The organism is Pseudomonas sp. ICMP22404 (assembly GCF_006227205.1).
GTDB lineage: Bacteria > Pseudomonadota > Gammaproteobacteria > Pseudomonadales > Pseudomonadaceae > Aquipseudomonas.
Genome location: NZ_VCNG01000001.1, coordinates 422,264 through 437,307 on the forward strand (window position 1 = coordinate 422,264; position 15,044 = coordinate 437,307).

A 15,044-nucleotide genomic window follows, 5' to 3' on the forward strand; every position below is an offset into this window, starting at 1 on the left:
TGACCCGAATCCTGCGCGGTGAAGCGACCTTCGGTCGATCCCGCGTTGCGTCAGCCCCCGGAATAGAGCCGCGGCACCCGCCGCAGGTTGCAGAAAATCTGATAGGGAATGGTGCCGGCAGCCTTCGCCACATCGCTGGCGAGCACATGCTTGCCCCACAACTCGACGGTCGAACCGAGTCCGGCATGGGGGACATTCGTCAGGTCGACACACAGCATGTCCATCGACACGCGTCCGAGCAATTGGCTGCGCTGGCCGTCCACCAGCACCGGAGTACCGCTCGGAGCCTGGCGCGGGTAGCCGTCGGCATAGCCCATGGCGACCACCCCGACCCGGGTCGTCTGGGTGGTCACGTAACGGGCGCCATACCCCACCGGCTCGCCGGCCGGCAGCTCGCGCACGCAGATGATCTTCGACTCCAGGGTCATCACCGGCTGCAGGCGCGAAGCGGTGGCGTTGGCTTCATCGAAAGGCGTCGCGCCATACAGCATGATGCCCGGACGAACCCAGTCACTCGGCATCTGTGGCCAGCCCAAGACTGCCGGGGAGTTGCGCAGGCTGGTCTCGGCCGTCAATCCCTGGCAGGTCGCTTCAAATACTTCCAGTTGCCGGGTGCTGCTAGGATCATGCAGCTCATCGGCACGGGCAAAGTGGCTCATCAGCACGATTTTCGCCACTTTGCCGCTGGCCAGCAGCCGACGATAGGCGGCCTGGTAGTCTTGCGGATGCAGGCCGACCCGGTGCATCCCAGAGTCCAGCTTGAGCCAGACCGTGATCGGCTTGCCCAGCGCCGCTTTTTCAATCGCTTCGAGCTGCCACAACGAATGCACGACGCACCAGAAATCGTGCTCGACGATCAACGACAGCTCATCGGCTTCGAAAAACCCTTCCAGCAGCAACACCGGCGCACGAATACCGCCGGCCCGCAGCTCCAGGGCTTCCTCGATGCATGCCACGGCAAATCCATCCGCAGTGTCCTGCAAGGCTTGGGCGCAACGTACCGCGCCATGCCCGTAGGCATCGGCCTTGATCACTGCAAGGGCCTTGGCCCCCGTGACGTCACGAGCCAATTGGTAGTTGTGGCGCAGGGCTTGAAGATCGATAAGGGCACGGGCAGGACGCATGACGGCACGCTTCTAGGCAAACATGAAAAAAACCGGCGCGGGCTGATGGCGTGAACCACCCACAGCGCCGGGAGAGGGATCGTTTCGACAGCTTTAAGGCAGCGCGGCCACGACTGACAGCTCCACCAGGATTTCCGGCTCGCACAGCTTGGCCTCTACCGTGGCGCGGGCCGGAGCCACCCCCTTGGGCAGCCATTTGTCCCAGACCGAGTTCATGCCTGCAAAGTCGGCCTCGATGTCTTTCAGGTAGATCGTGACCGACAGCAAGCGGCTCTTGTCAGTCCCGGCCAGGTCCAGCAAACGCTCGATATTGGCCAGGGTTTCGCGGGTCTGCTGCTCGATACCGGCGCCCATGTCGTCGCCGACTTGCCCGGCCAGGTAAACGGTGCCGTTGTGCACAACCACCTGGCTCATGCGGTCATTGGTGAGCTGGCGCTGGATTGACATGTTTTGCAGACTCCTGATGTTTGCTGCCATAACGGGAAATATCGAGACCTTCGGCGCTGATCTGCGGCTTTTTCTTCGCCATCAGGTCCGCCAGCAGGCGACCGGAACCACAGGCCATGGTCCAGCCGAGGGTGCCATGGCCAGTGTTCAGGAACAGATTCTTGAACGGGGTGGCGCCGACGATCGGCGTGCCATCGGGCGTGGTCGGGCGCAAGCCGGTCCAGAAACTGGCCTGGGCCAGGTCGCCGCCCAGAGGATAAAGGTCGTTGACGATCATCTCCAGGGTTTCACGGCGACGGGGATTGAGCGACAGGTCAAAACCGGCGATTTCCGCCATGCCACCCACGCGAATACGGTTATCGAAACGGGTGATCGCGACCTTGTAGGTTTCATCGAGAATGGTCGAGGTCGGCGCCATCGCCGGGTTGGTGATCGGCACGGTCAGGGAATAGCCCTTGAGCGGATACACCGGGGCACGGATACCCAGAGGCTTGAGCAATTGCGGGGAATAACTGCCCAGGGCCAGGACGTAGCGGTCGGCGGTTTCCAGCTTGCCGTCGATCCAGACGCCGTTGATACGGTCACCGGCCTGGTCCAGCCGCTGGATATCCTGGCCGAAACGGAACTCCACACCCAACTTCACAGCCATTTCCGCCAAGCGCGTGGTAAACATCTGACAGTCGCCGGTCTGATCGTTGGGCAGACGCAAGGCACCGGCCAGAATGTCGGTGACATTCGCCAACGCCGGCTCGACCCGTGCGATGCCTTCGCGGTCGAGGACTTCGAACGGCACACCCGATTCTTTCAATACGGCGATGTCCTTGGCCGCGCCGTCGAGCTGTGCCTGGGTGCGGAACAATTGTGTGGTTCCCAGGCTACGGCCTTCGTAGGCAATACCGGTTTCGGCGCGCAGTTCGTCGAGGCAGTCGCGGCTGTACTCGGACAGGCGCACCATGCGTTCCTTGTTGATGGCGTAGCGGCTGGCGGTGCAGTTGCGCAGCATCTGCGCCATCCACAGGTACTGGTCGATGTCGGCGGTGGCCTTGATGGCCAGCGGCGCGTGTCGCTGCAAGAGCCATTTGATGGCCTTGAGCGGCACGCCCGGCGCGGCCCACGGCGAGGCATAGCCTGGCGACACCTGGCCGGCGTTGGCGAAACTGGTTTCCATGGCGGGCGCCGGCTGACGGTCGACCACCACCACTTCGAACCCGGCACGGGCCAGATAGTAAGCACTGACGGTACCGATGACGCCGCTACCCAAGACCAGAACGCGCATGTTGTTGCCCTCATCGCGGGTGAACCGCTGACGTTTGTTGTACAGAACCGTAATGAGCGCAGTGTAAAAAAGAATAGGCAGTGCTTTTCACTATATAACTGCCTATATTTGGCGAGAATTCTCGGCAAAAACCCTTTTCACGGAGGCGCATCCCCTGTGCGTACCAATACCCAGACCAAGCGCGAGCTGGACAAGATCGACCGCAACATCCTGCGTATCCTTCAGGCGGACGGGCGGATCTCCTTCACCGAACTGGGGGAAAAGGTCGGTCTCTCGACAACGCCCTGCACCGAGCGGGTACGGCGCCTGGAGCGCGAAGGGATCATCATGGGCTACAACGCCCGGCTCAACCCGCAGCATCTGAAGGGTAGCCTGCTGGTGTTTGTCGAGATCAGTCTCGATTACAAATCCGGCGACACCTTCGAAGAATTCCGACGTGCCGTGCTGAAATTGCCTCACGTGCTGGAATGCCACCTGGTGTCGGGGGACTTCGACTACCTGGTCAAAGCACGGATTTCCGAGATGGCCTCATACCGCAAGCTGTTGGGCGACATTCTGCTCAAACTGCCCCATGTGCGGGAGTCCAAGAGCTATATCGTGATGGAAGAGGTGAAAGAGAGCCTGAACCTGCCGATTCCGGATTGATCGCTCCCGCGCGGAGCGTAGATCGTTCCCACGCTCCGCGTGGGAATGCAGCCAGGGACGCTCCGCGTCCCGAAAAAGCCAAACGCGGAGCGTCCGATGAGGCATTCCCACGCAGAGCGTGGGAACGATCTCGCTAGACCAACACCTGCCGATTGGCAGCCATGTACTCATGAATCTGCTGCTCGACCCGGGGATGGATCAACTCCACCGGTCGCCGCCCATTGGGGCACGGCAGCGTCGCCGTGGTGCCGAACAACCGACAGATCAGCGGCCGCTCGTCATACACGGTGCAGCCGTTCGGCCCCAGGTGCACGCAGTCGAGAGCCTCCAGGGCAGCGTCCTGCTCGGCGCGGGTTTTGCGCGGCAGGCGGGCCATCTCCTCGGGTGACGTGGTCACCGGCCCGCAGCAGTCGTGGCAGCCCGGTACGCACTCGAACGAGGGAATCTGCTGGCGCAGCGTGCGGATTTTCTGACTGTTGCAGCTCATCGAGGCGTCACCTGGTGGGATTGCTCCGGATTCTGCCCTAAAAGCCCTGTACCAGACAGCGCCAGCCGACCACTGTTGCCCACGGAGGAATCCGCGGCTTATGCTCCGTAAAATTTCTCAAACACAATAATCAGGATTACGCACATGAACGCCCGTGTTCAGCAACCTGTCCCGAGCCACGCGCACGCCGCCTCCTACTACGCCGCCAGCAGCCTGCCGCAACCGGACCATCCGTTGCTGCAGGGCGAGCTGGTGGCGGATGTCTGCGTGGTCGGTGGCGGGTTCTCAGGGTTGAACACGGCCATCGAACTGGCCGAACGCGGCATGAGCGTAGTGTTGCTGGAAGCACACCAGATCGGCTGGGGAGCCAGTGGGCGTAACGGCGGCCAGTTGATCCGCGGTGTCGGCCATGGCCTGGATCAATTCGCCCCAGTCATCGGCGCCGAAGGCGTCCGCCAGATGAAGCTCATGGGCCTTGAGGCCGTGGAAATCGTCCGGCAGCGCGTCGAGCGTTTCCAGATCGCCTGCGACCTCACCTGGGGTTACTGCGACCTCGCCAACAAACCCGCCGACCTGGAAGGCTTCGCCGAGGACGCCGAGGAACTGCGCAGCCTGGGCTATCGTCACCCGACCCGGCTGCTGCAAGCCCATGAGATGCACAGCGTGGTGGGCTCGGACCGCTATGTCGGCGGCTTGATCGACATGGGCTCTGGCCATCTGCATCCACTGAACCTGGCTCTGGGCGAAGCCGACGCCGCGCAGCGGCTGGGGGTCAGGCTGTTCGAGCAATCGGCGGTCACCCGGATCGATTACGGCCCTGAAGTGAAGGTGCATACCCGACAAGGCTCGGTTCGCGCCAAGACCCTGGTGCTCGGTTGCAACGCCTATCTCAACGGCCTCAACCAGGAATTGAGCGGCAAGGTACTGCCCGCTGGCAGCTACATTATCGCCACTGAGCCTTTGAGCCAGGCTCAGGCCCAGGCGTTGTTGCCACAGAACATGGCGGTCTGTGACCAGCGGGTGGCTCTGGATTATTACCGGCTTTCGGCGGATCGCCGCTTGCTGTTCGGCGGGGCTTGCCATTATTCGGGCCGCGATCCACAGGACATCGCCGCTTATATGCGTCCGAAAATGCTCAAGGTCTTCCCGCAGTTGGCACACGTGAAGATCGACTATCAATGGGGCGGGATGATCGGCATCGGCGCCAACCGCCTGCCGCAGATCGGCCGCCTCAAGGACCGGCCCAACGTGTATTTCGCTCAGGCCTATTCCGGCCACGGCGTGAACGCCACGCACCTGGCCGGCAAGCTGTTGGCCGAAGCCATCAGTGGGCAGCAAGGCGGTGGGTTCGATCTGTTCGCCCGGGTCCCGCACATCACCTTTCCCGGCGGCAAGCACTTGCGCTCGCCGCTGTTGGCGTTGGGGATGTTGTGGCACAGGTTGAAAGAGCTGGTCTGATCCGAATGACACTGTAGGTAAGCCTGATGCTGTTTTTGTGGCGAGGGGATTTATTCCCTCGCCACCTTTTGGTTGGATCAACCCCGCCAGAACGGCTTGAGGGCCTCCTCCCGCGCCTGCTGCGGATCCATCCCGATATCACGCAACTGTTCGGGTGTCAGCTCCAGCAAGACTCGACGTGTATGCAGACGATGCCAGAACAGGCCCCAGCGGCCCAGGCAGGTCGGAGCATTTCGAAACCTTGCGCCTCGAAGTTCCTTTTCCTGCCCAGCCTCCAGTTCCTGACTGTGTAACGTCAGCCGCACATCGCTCAAGCCGTTCATTTTCATTGCTCCTGTTTACTTGGGTAGCCAGAGGTTTCATGATGCGCGGACGGCCAAAATCGATACAGATTCAACGCCTGTATTTTATTTGCATACAGATAAAGCCTTTTTGCCACTGAATGCTGTTTTTACCGGCCAACTGTATTGGTTACCTGCTTCCCAACTTATCGAGAGCGCGCCATGACCCTCTACGTGAACCTCGCCGAATTGCTCGGCACCCGCATCGAACAGGGTTTCTACCGCCCCGGCGACCGGCTGCCGTCGGTGCGGGCACTGAGCACGGAACATGGGGTCAGCCTGAGCACGGTGCAGCAGGCCTATCGCGTGCTGGAAGACAGTGGGTTGGCGATGCCGAAGCCCAAATCCGGCTATTTCGTCCCGGTCAGTCGCGAATTGCCAGACCTGCCGGCGATAGGCCGTCCGGCCCAACGGCCGGTGGATATCTCACAGTGGGACCAGGTGCTGGAGCTGATACGCGCCGTGCCGCGCAAGGATGTGGTGCAACTGGGACGCGGCATGCCGGACATCCACTCTCCAACCATGAAACCGCTGCTGCGCAGCCTGGCGCAGATCAGCCGTCGGCAGGACATGCCTGGCCTGTACTACGACAATATCCACGGCAACCTTGCGTTGCGCGAACAGATTGCCCGCCTGCTGCTGGATTCGGGCTGTCAGTTGGGGGCCAATGACCTGATTGTCACCACCGGCTGCCACGAAGCGCTGTCGGTCAGCATTCGCGCCACCTGTGAACAAGGCGACATCGTCGCGGTGGACTCGCCCAGCTTCCATGGCGCCATGCAAACCCTCAAGGGTCTGGGCATGAAGGCCATGGAAATCCCTACCGACCCACTCACCGGCATCAGCCTGGAGGCATTGGAACTGGCGTTGGAACAATGGCCGATCAAGGCCATACAGTTGACGCCCAGCTGCAACAACCCCCTGGGCTACATCATGCCGGAAGCGAACAAACGTGCGCTGTTGACCCTGGCACAGCGCTTCGATGTGGCAATTATCGAAGACGATGTGTACGGGGATCTGGCCTACAACTACCCACGACCCCGCACAATCAAATCCTTCGATGAAGATGGCCGCGTCCTGCTGTGCAGTTCGTTTTCCAAGACCCTGGCGCCGGGCCTGCGAGTGGGCTGGGTTGCGCCGGGCCGGTACTTGGAGCGGGCGCTGCACATGAAGTACATCAGCACCGGCTCCACCGCGCCGCAGCCGCAGATCGCCATCGCCGAGTTCCTCAAGAACGGGCATTTCGAACCCCATTTGCGGCGGATGCGCACACAGTACCAGCGTAATCGCGACATGATGATTGACTGGGTCAGCCGCTACTTTCCAGCAGGCACCCGCGCCAGTCGCCCCCGGGGCAGCTTCATGCTGTGGGTCGAATTACCCGAAGGTTTCGATACCCTGAAGCTCAATCGGGTCTTGCACGACCAAGGTGTTCAGGTTGCGGTCGGGAGCATTTTTTCGGCATCGGGCAAGTACCGCAACTGCCTGCGGATGAACTACGCTGCCAAGCCAACGGCACAGATCGAGGACGCCGTGCGCAAGGTCGGGGCAGCCGCTATCGCGCTGTTGAACGAAACCCAGGACGGCGGCGTCTGAATGCTAAGCAGGGAAGCAGCACCCGACAGCCAATCAACGCCAACAAGCGGAACGATCCTACGTGAGATCCAAACCGATCCTGCCTACGCTACTGCTTGTCGCCTCACTGTTGGGAGGCTGTGCCAGCGTTGATATCACCCGCGAGCCTTCCCAGACATTGCCGGCTTCCGAATCGTCATTCGGACGCTCGGTCCAGGCCCAGGCCCTGCCACATGAAGGACGCTCGGGGTTTCGCCTGCTCTCCGACAGCACCGATGCCTTTACTGCCCGGGCCGAGCTGATTCGCAACGCCCAACGCAGCCTGGACTTGCAGTACTACATCGTTCACGACGGCATCAGCACCCGGATGCTGGTGGATGAATTGCTCAAGGCCGCCGACCGGGGCGTGCGCGTGCGGATCCTGCTGGACGACACCACCAGCGATGGCCAGGACCAGATCATTTCGACCCTCGGCGCTCACCCGCAGATCCAGATCCGCCTGTTCAACCCATTGCACCTGGGGCGCGCCACCGGCGTGACCCGCAGTCTCGGCCGGCTGTTCAACCTGTCGCTGCAACACCGGCGGATGCACAACAAGCTATGGCTGGCGGACAACAGCATGGCCATCGTCGGTGGGCGCAACCTGGGAGACGAATACTTCGATGCCGAACCTCACCTGAACTTCACCGATATCGACCTGCTCGGCGTCGGCCCGGTGGCCGAGCAACTGGGACACAGTTTCGACCAGTACTGGAACAGCGCCCTGAGCAAGCCCATTGAACAATTCCTGTCCCATCGGCCCACCGCCAAGGACTTGGCCAACAGCCGCCTGCGCCTGCAAGAGTCCCTGGAACAAACGCAAAAGGAAAACCACGCGCTGTACCAGCAGTTGACCACCTACCGGACCCAACCGCGCCTGGATATCTGGCGCAACGAATTGATCTGGGCCTGGAACCGGGCGCTGTGGGATGCGCCCAGCAAGGTGCTGGCCAAGGACGAGCCGGATCCGCACCTGTTGCTGACCACGCAACTGGGCCCTGAGCTGACGGGGGTCAGCAAGGAGCTGATCATGATTTCGGCTTACTTCGTGCCGGGACAGCCCGGATTGGTGTACCTCACCAGCCGCGCCGATGCCGGCGTGTCGGTCAGCTTGTTGACCAACTCCCTGGAGGCCACCGATGTGCCAGCGGTGCACGGCGGTTACGCGCCCTACCGCAGGGCCCTGCTGGAGCATGGTGTACGGCTGTTCGAGTTGCGGCGCCAGCCCGGGGACACGGGAGGCAGCAGCCCGCACCTGTTCTACAGCAAGTCCTACGGCGAATCGGACTCGAGCCTGCACAGCAAGGCGATCATTTTTGACCGGCAGAAGTCGTTCATCGGCTCATTCAATTTCGACCCGCGCTCAGTGCTGTGGAACACCGAGGTCGGCGTCTTGGTGGACAGTCCCGAACTCGCTGGCCAGGTCCGCGACCTCGCCTTGCAAGGCATGGCACCTGCCCTGAGCTATCACGCGCGACTGGAGGATGGAGCGCTTATCTGGACCACCGAAGACAACGGCAAACTCCACGACCTGGACCGCGAGCCCGGCAGCTGGTGGCGCCGGTTCAATGCCTGGTTTGCGACGACCATCGGGTTGGAAAAAATGTTGTAGGGCTGCCCCGCTCTTGTGGCGAGGGGATTTATCCCCTCGCCACAAGAAGCTCCCTCGCCACAGGTTTTTTCAGGCAGGCTGCGTAGCCCCGAACGCACCCTGGCGCAGCAACAGAATCACCAGCCCAAACGCACCCGCCGCCATGAACAACGGCAGCGCGTGCCCGCTGATCCATTGGCTGCCCGCACCCGCCACCAAGGGGCCGATCAGGCAACCGATTCCCCATAACTGGGCAATATGGGCGTTGGCCCGCACCAGCGCATCGTCGCGGTAACGCTCGCCGATCAGGATCAACGACAAGGTGAACAAGCCACCCGCGCTGGCTCCGAACAGCACCCACAAAGGCCAGATCAGTACGGTATCGATCAGCAACGGAACCGCCAGGCTGGATAAGGTCAGCGCCACCGCGCAGCCCGTGAGCAAGGTTCGCCGAGACAAATGGTCGGCCAAGGCGCCAATGGGCAGTTGCAGCAACGCATCACCGACCACCACGGTGCTGACCATCGCCAGCGCGACGTCGGCACTGAACCCCTGGCGCAGGCAATACACCGGCAGCAACGTCAGGATCATCGCCTCGAAGGCCGCGAACAACGACACCGCCCAGGCGATCGCTGGCAGCCCTCGGCAAAATGCCCACAAATCGCCCAAGGTAACGCTGCCGGCTTCACTGGTCGGCGCGCCGCTGCGACCGAGCAACAGCAGGGGCGCCACCAGTAGCAGGCCGACGCCCACCCAGAATCCGTAGTCGTGAACCGTACCCAGCGCACCGAGCAACAGCGGGCCGGACAACTGGCTGAGGGCATAACTGGCGCCGTACAGCGCCACCAGCCGGCCGCGCCATTGTTCGACGACCAGTTGATTGATCCAGCTCTCACCGAGGATGAACACCAGGGTCAGGACCACCCCGATCACCAGCCGCAGCACCAGCCAGACCGGGTAACTGGGCAACAGCGCCAGCAACCCGATGGACACCGCCCCGCCCCACAGGCACAAGCGCATCAAGGTCGCGGTCCCAAACCGCGCCGCCAGACGGCTGGACACCTTGGCCCCAAGCAACACCCCAACGGCCGGCATGGCCGCCATCACACCAATGGCGAACGAACCATACCCCCAGCCCTCCAGGCGCAGCGACACCAGCGGCATGCTGACCCCCAGGGCAAGGCCGACGCTCAGGACAGAGGCCAACACGGCGAAATAAGTCGCCCAACGCATTTCCACGCTCCTGTGGGTCGTCATCGATTATGGGTATCCCTCAAAACAATGTGGGAGCGAGCCTGCTCGCGAAGCGGCGCAACATTCAACAAAGCTGTCGACTGTCATACCGTTATCGCGAGCAGGCTCGCTCCCACAGGGATCAGCGCTGTGCTGTTACAGCTTGATCCAGGTCGACTTCAGCTCGGTGTATTTGTCGAAGGCATGCAGCGACTTGTCGCGGCCGTTACCCGACTGCTTGAAGCCACCGAACGGCGCGGTCATGTCGCCGCCGTCGTACTGGTTCACCCACACGCTGCCGGCGCGCAAGGCCTTGGCGGTCAGGTGGGCCTTGGAGATGTCCCGGGTCCATACCGCCGCCGCCAGGCCATATGGCGTGTCGTTGGCAATCTGGATGGCTTCTTCGGCGGTATCGAAGGCAATCACCGACAAGACCGGACCGAAAATCTCTTCCTGGGCAATTTTCATGGCATTGCTCACACCGTCGAAAATCGTCGGCTCGACATACGTACCACCGGTTTCCTCGAGGATCCGCTTGCCACCGGCCACCAGCTTGGCGCCGTCGCTGTGACCGGCTTCGATGTAGGACAGCACGGTATTCATCTGCTGTGTGTCCACCAGGGCACCGACATTCGTCGCCGGATCCAGCGGGTTGCCGGGCTTCCAGCCCTTGAGGGCTTCGATCACCAGCGGCAGGAAGGTGTCCTTGATGGAGCGCTCCACCAGCAGTCGCGAGCCGGCGGTGCAGACTTCGCCCTGGTTGAACGCAATGGCGCTGGCCGCGGCTTCGGCGGCGGCTTGCAGGTCCGGGGCGTCGGCGAACACGATGTTCGGGCTCTTGCCGCCGGCTTCCAGCCAGATGCGCTTCATGTTGGATTCGCCGGAGTAGATCATCAGTTGCTTGGCGATCTTGGTGGAACCGGTGAATACCAGCGTGTCGACATCCATGTGCAGGGCCAGGGCCTTGCCGACGGTATGGCCGTAGCCTGGCAACACGTTGAGCACGCCTTTCGGAATCCCGGCTTCGAGGGCCAGTGCGGCGATGCGGATGGCGGTCAGCGGGGATTTTTCCGACGGCTTGAGTACCACCGAGTTACCGGTGGACAGTGCCGGACCGAGCTTCCAGCAGGCCATCAACAGCGGAAAGTTCCACGGTACGATGGCGCCCACCACACCGACCGGCTCGCGGGTGACCAAGCCCAGTTGGTCGTGCGGGGTCGAAGCCACTTCGTCGTAGAGCTTGTCGATCGCTTCGCCGCTCCAGCTCAACGCTTGGGCCGCACCGGGCACATCGATGTTCAGGGAATCGCTGATCGGCTTGCCCATGTCCAGGGTTTCGAGCAGGGCCAGCTCCTCGACGTGCTGCTTGAGCAGGCCGGCGAAACGAATCATGGTGGCTTTGCGCTTGCTCGGCGCCAGGCGCGACCAGGCGCCGGAATTGAAGACCGCGCGAGCGTTTTCGACGGCACGCTGGGCGTCGGCAGCATCGCAGCTGGCGACCTTGCCCAACAGGCGGCCATCGACCGGGCTGAGGCAATCGAAGGTTTCGCCGGACACCGCATCGGTGTATTCGCCGTTGATGAAGGCGCGGCCCTCGATGGTCAGATCGCGAGCGCGTTGTTCCCAGTCGGCACGAGTCAGGGTGGTCATGCGAGTGTCCTCCTCTTATTGGGGTATGAGCGTCGCAGAGGTGCGCCCGCTCAGGAATTCTGCCCGGCCAGCCGGTTTTCGCGCATATTTTCGGCACAGGGCACCCACCACCCTAAACCAGCCGCCCCTCAAGTTTCAATATATTTGACACAAGGCCAGCAAACAGCCTTGCGATGTTCGTTTTAATAAACATAGACTCGAGCCTTCCAAGCAATCACCGGGGGATTACGGAAATGAGCATCCAGGACATCGTCGACTTCAGTCAGGCCAGCACCGTCGCCGATCGCTATCGCCCGGACCCGGCCAAGGTTCTCAAGGGTGATCCCGAACAAGCCGTGTACAACCACTACAACAGCCCCTGCGGACAAATGAATGCCGGCGTCTGGGAAGGCGCGGTCGGCCAGTGGACAGTCAATTACACCGAACATGAATACTGCGAGATCGTCCAGGGTGTCTCCGTGCTGCGGGACAGCGACGGCAATGCCAAGACATTGCGCGCAGGCGACCGCTTTGTGATTCCAGCGGGCTTCAAGGGTACTTGGGAAGTGCTGGAGCCGTGCCGCAAGATCTATGTGGTGTTTGAGCAGAAGGCTTGAGTTTTCATTGGCCGGGGCTGGCCCCATCGCGAGCAGGCTCGCTCCCACAGGGATTGAATCAGGGCTGGAAGCCAGCCACAAAAAAGGCCCGTATCTCGCGATACGGGCCTTTTTTGTAAGAAGGAAAATCAATTACTTGATTTTGCCTTCCTTGTAGATCACGTGCTTGCGAACAACCGGATCATATTTCTTGATCTCGATTTTGTCCGGGGTAGTACGCTTGTTCTTGTCGGTAGTGTAGAAGTGACCAGTACCGGCGCTCGAGATCAAACGAATCAATTCACGCATGATTAGCTCCCTTAAACCTTGCCATCGCGACGAAGTTCGGCCAGCACGACACTGATGCCACGCTTGTCGATGATACGCATGCCCTTGGCAGATACGCGCAGACGCACAAAACGTTTCTCTTCTTCAACCCAGAAGCGGTGATGCTGCAGGTTCGGCAGGAAACGACGACGGGTTTTGTTGTTTGCGTGGGAAATGTTATTCCCAGTCACCGGACCCTTACCGGTAACTTGACAGACTCTAGACATGCCTCAGCCCTCTAAAACCACATGCCCAACCCGGCATGGGTTGGCCGCTTAATCTCTCAGTCATTTGGCGCCAGGCGCCGCGTTTCTTTAAGGGTCTTACCGGCTACACCTACAGTGAAGGAACCGGGCCCCTAGAAAAGAGCGCTGCTTTATACCAGAAAGACCTCGGTGCAACAACAGCCTGTGTGATTTGTCTTTGCTGGGAATCCTCGGGCAGCCGTGCCGAACGGCTGCGGCAAAGGCTGGCGATGGCTGCGACCGCTCGTCGCTGCATCCAGTTTTTTTCAACGCCGACCGCTTCCAGTGCATCGATGCGCGAGCGCAGGGTGCCGGAAAAAGCAAAAAGGGGATAGTCATTTGGCAGCGAGCCCACTAGGGTAGGCCTTTTCCAGACTGCACTCGCAGATGGGCCTTCGACCTGACAAGGAAACCGATCATGCGCCTCGCTGCCCTCTCACTGTTGCTCGCCCCCTTGCTGATCAGCCCATTGGCCCAGGCCGCCGCCCTGAGCGTCTGCACCGAGGCCAGCCCGGAGGGGTTCGATGTCGTCCAATACAATTCGCTGACGACCACCAACGCCTCCGCCGACGTCCTGATGAACCGACTGGTGGAGTTCGACACCGCCAGCGGCAAGGTGGTCCCCAGCCTGGCCGAGCGCTGGGACGTCTCGACCGATGGGCTGACCTACGTGTTCAACCTGCGCCCAAAGGTCAGGTTCCATCAGACCGAATATTTCACGCCCCATCGCGACCTGAGCGCCGAAGACGTGAAGTTCAGCTTCGAACGTATGCTGGACCCTGCCAATCCCTGGCATAAAGTTGCCCAGAGCGGCTTCCCGCATGCCCAATCCATGCAACTGCCGGCGCTGATCAAGAAAATCGATGCACTGGACCCGCTGACCGTGCGTTTCACCCTCGATCACGCGGACTCCACCTTCCTGGCCACCTTGAGCATGGGATTCGCCTCGATCTATTCGGCTGAATACGCCGATCAATTGATGAAGGCCGGCACCCCGGAAAAACTCAACAACCAGCCCATCGGCACCGGCCCGTTCATCTTCAACCGGTTCCAGAAGGACGCCTCGATTCGCTACAAGGCCAACAATGATTACTTCGGCGGCAAGCCCCAGGTAGACCCGCTGATCTTCGCCATCACACCGGATGCAAACGTGCGCCTGCAAAAACTGCGGCGCAACGAATGCCAGATCGCCCTGTCGCCCAAGCCTTTGGACGTGCAGGCCGCCCGGCAGGAAGCGACCCTGAAGGTGGAACAGACCGACGCCTTCATGACCGCCTTCGTGGCAATCAACAGCCAGCATCCGCCCCTGGACAAACCCGAGGTGCGCCAGGCCATCAACCTCGCCTTCGACAAGGCCAGCTACCTCAAGACCGTCTTCGAAGGCACCGCCGAAGCGGCCAACGGCCCCTACCCGCCAAACACCTGGAGCTACGCCAAGAACCTGCCCGGCTATGCCCATGACCCGGCCAAGGCCCGCGACCTGCTGGCCAAGGCCGGCTTGAAAGAGGGTTTCCAGACCACGATCTGGACCCGCCCTTCCGGCAGCCTGCTGAACCCCAACCCCAGCCTCGGCGCACAACTGCTGCAATCCGACCTGGCGGAAATCGGCATCCAGGCCGAAATCCGGGTGATCGAATGGGGGGAGCTGATCCGTCGAGCCAAGGCCGGCGAGCATGACCTGCTGTTCATGGGCTGGGCCGGCGACAACGGCGATCCGGACAACTTCCTGACGCCGCAGTTTTCCTGCGCGGCGGTCAAGTCCGGCACCAACTTCGCCCGTTATTGCAACCAGGACCTGGACAAGCTGATCAGCGCCGGCAAGACCACCGGCGAACAGGGCGTGCGTACCAAGCTCTATGAGCAGGCCCAGGCACAGATCCAGCAACAGGCCCTGTGGCTACCGCTGGCGCACCCGACCGCGTTCGCTCTGGTTCGCAAGGACCTGCAGGGTTATGCGGTCAGCCCGTTTGGGCGCCAGGATTACTCGAAGGTCAGCCTCAAGTAATGCGGTGAACCTTGTGGGAGCGAGCC

General features: G+C 61.5%; 16 protein-coding genes. 6 read left to right on the forward strand and 10 right to left on the reverse strand.

All coding sequences use genetic code 11. The annotated features are described in order from the left end of the window. Window positions 1-50: 50 nt before the first annotated feature. The 3 genes from alr to dadA form a co-directional block, all read right to left on the reverse strand. Window positions 51-1,124 carry an alanine racemase gene (alr, locus tag FGE05_RS01960; protein ID WP_139641131.1) on the reverse strand — a complete coding sequence of 358 codons (1,074 nt, stop codon included), beginning with the start codon at window positions 1,122-1,124 and terminating at the stop codon, window positions 51-53. A 93-nt stretch (window positions 1,125-1,217) separates the two neighbouring features. Beyond that, window positions 1,218-1,571 carry a RidA family protein gene (locus FGE05_RS01965; RefSeq protein WP_139641132.1) on the reverse strand — a complete coding sequence of 118 codons (354 nt, stop codon included), beginning with the start codon at window positions 1,569-1,571 and terminating at the stop codon, window positions 1,218-1,220. After that, a complete protein-coding gene (gene dadA, locus FGE05_RS01970) occupies window positions 1,543-2,847 on the reverse strand; it encodes a D-amino acid dehydrogenase (RefSeq protein WP_139641134.1) in 1,305 nt (434 codons plus the stop codon). The genes FGE05_RS01965 and dadA overlap by 29 nt, the downstream gene beginning before the upstream one ends. 156 nt (window positions 2,848-3,003) lie before the next feature. On the opposite strand from dadA, the gene FGE05_RS01975 reads away from it, so the two are divergent. Then, the gene (locus tag FGE05_RS01975) at window positions 3,004-3,492 is read left to right on the forward strand and encodes an Lrp/AsnC ligand binding domain-containing protein (RefSeq protein ID WP_003206849.1); all 489 of its coding nucleotides are present in this window, start codon (window positions 3,004-3,006) and stop codon (window positions 3,490-3,492) included. Between the two features lie 133 nt (window positions 3,493-3,625). Here FGE05_RS01975 and FGE05_RS01985 read toward each other — a convergent pair whose 3' ends face one another. Beyond that, the gene (locus tag FGE05_RS01985; protein WP_139641138.1) at window positions 3,626-3,979 is read right to left on the reverse strand and encodes a YkgJ family cysteine cluster protein; all 354 of its coding nucleotides are present in this window, start codon (window positions 3,977-3,979) and stop codon (window positions 3,626-3,628) included. Window positions 3,980-4,123: 144 nt separating this feature from the next. On the opposite strand from FGE05_RS01985, the gene FGE05_RS01990 reads away from it, so the two are divergent. Further along, the gene (locus FGE05_RS01990; RefSeq protein WP_139641140.1) at window positions 4,124-5,437 is read left to right on the forward strand and encodes an FAD-binding oxidoreductase; all 1,314 of its coding nucleotides are present in this window, start codon (window positions 4,124-4,126) and stop codon (window positions 5,435-5,437) included. Window positions 5,438-5,514: 77 nt separating this feature from the next. On the opposite strand, the gene FGE05_RS01995 is transcribed toward FGE05_RS01990, so the two are convergent. Further along, entirely contained in the window at window positions 5,515-5,760 is a 246-nt protein-coding gene (locus FGE05_RS01995) for a DUF1127 domain-containing protein (protein ID WP_041024408.1), read from the reverse strand. 180 nt (window positions 5,761-5,940) lie between these two features. On the opposite strand from FGE05_RS01995, the gene FGE05_RS02000 reads away from it, so the two are divergent. Then, window positions 5,941-7,374 carry a PLP-dependent aminotransferase family protein gene (locus FGE05_RS02000; protein ID WP_139641142.1) on the forward strand — a complete coding sequence of 478 codons (1,434 nt, stop codon included), beginning with the start codon at window positions 5,941-5,943 and terminating at the stop codon, window positions 7,372-7,374. A 61-nt stretch (window positions 7,375-7,435) separates the two neighbouring features. Then, window positions 7,436-9,004, forward strand: coding sequence for a phospholipase D family protein (locus FGE05_RS02005; protein ID WP_139641143.1), 1,569 nt, complete (start codon window positions 7,436-7,438; stop codon window positions 9,002-9,004). 69 nt (window positions 9,005-9,073) lie between these two features. Here the strand turns inward: FGE05_RS02005 and FGE05_RS02010 are convergent, their stop codons facing one another. Together FGE05_RS02010 and FGE05_RS02015 are read right to left on the reverse strand one after the other, a co-directional pair. Continuing rightward, a complete protein-coding gene (locus FGE05_RS02010; protein ID WP_139641145.1) occupies window positions 9,074-10,216 on the reverse strand; it encodes an MFS transporter in 1,143 nt (380 codons plus the stop codon). Window positions 10,217-10,372: 156 nt separating this feature from the next. Continuing rightward, window positions 10,373-11,866 (reverse strand): aldehyde dehydrogenase, encoded by a 1,494-nt coding sequence (locus tag FGE05_RS02015; protein WP_139641147.1) that lies wholly within the window; start codon window positions 11,864-11,866, stop codon window positions 10,373-10,375. A 233-nt stretch (window positions 11,867-12,099) separates the two neighbouring features. On the opposite strand from FGE05_RS02015, the gene FGE05_RS02020 reads away from it, so the two are divergent. Then, a complete protein-coding gene (locus tag FGE05_RS02020) occupies window positions 12,100-12,462 on the forward strand; it encodes a cupin domain-containing protein (RefSeq protein ID WP_139641149.1) in 363 nt (120 codons plus the stop codon). A gap of 132 nt (window positions 12,463-12,594) precedes the next feature. Here the strand turns inward: FGE05_RS02020 and rpmG are convergent, their stop codons facing one another. From rpmG to FGE05_RS02035, 3 genes are all read right to left on the reverse strand, one after another. Next, the gene (gene rpmG / locus FGE05_RS02025) at window positions 12,595-12,750 is read right to left on the reverse strand and encodes a 50S ribosomal protein L33 (protein WP_003177274.1); all 156 of its coding nucleotides are present in this window, start codon (window positions 12,748-12,750) and stop codon (window positions 12,595-12,597) included. 11 nt (window positions 12,751-12,761) lie between these two features. Further along, window positions 12,762-12,995: a 50S ribosomal protein L28 gene (gene rpmB, locus FGE05_RS02030; protein ID WP_003177273.1), complete on the reverse strand. Its 234-nt coding sequence runs from the start codon at window positions 12,993-12,995 to the stop codon at window positions 12,762-12,764. A 109-nt stretch (window positions 12,996-13,104) separates the two neighbouring features. After that, window positions 13,105-13,368 (reverse strand): hypothetical protein, encoded by a 264-nt coding sequence (locus FGE05_RS02035; protein WP_139641151.1) that lies wholly within the window; start codon window positions 13,366-13,368, stop codon window positions 13,105-13,107. A 63-nt stretch (window positions 13,369-13,431) separates the two neighbouring features. Between FGE05_RS02035 and FGE05_RS02040 the strand changes: the two genes are divergently transcribed. Then, window positions 13,432-15,018 carry an ABC transporter substrate-binding protein gene (locus tag FGE05_RS02040; RefSeq protein ID WP_139641153.1) on the forward strand — a complete coding sequence of 529 codons (1,587 nt, stop codon included), beginning with the start codon at window positions 13,432-13,434 and terminating at the stop codon, window positions 15,016-15,018. Window positions 15,019-15,044: the final 26 nt, after the last annotated feature.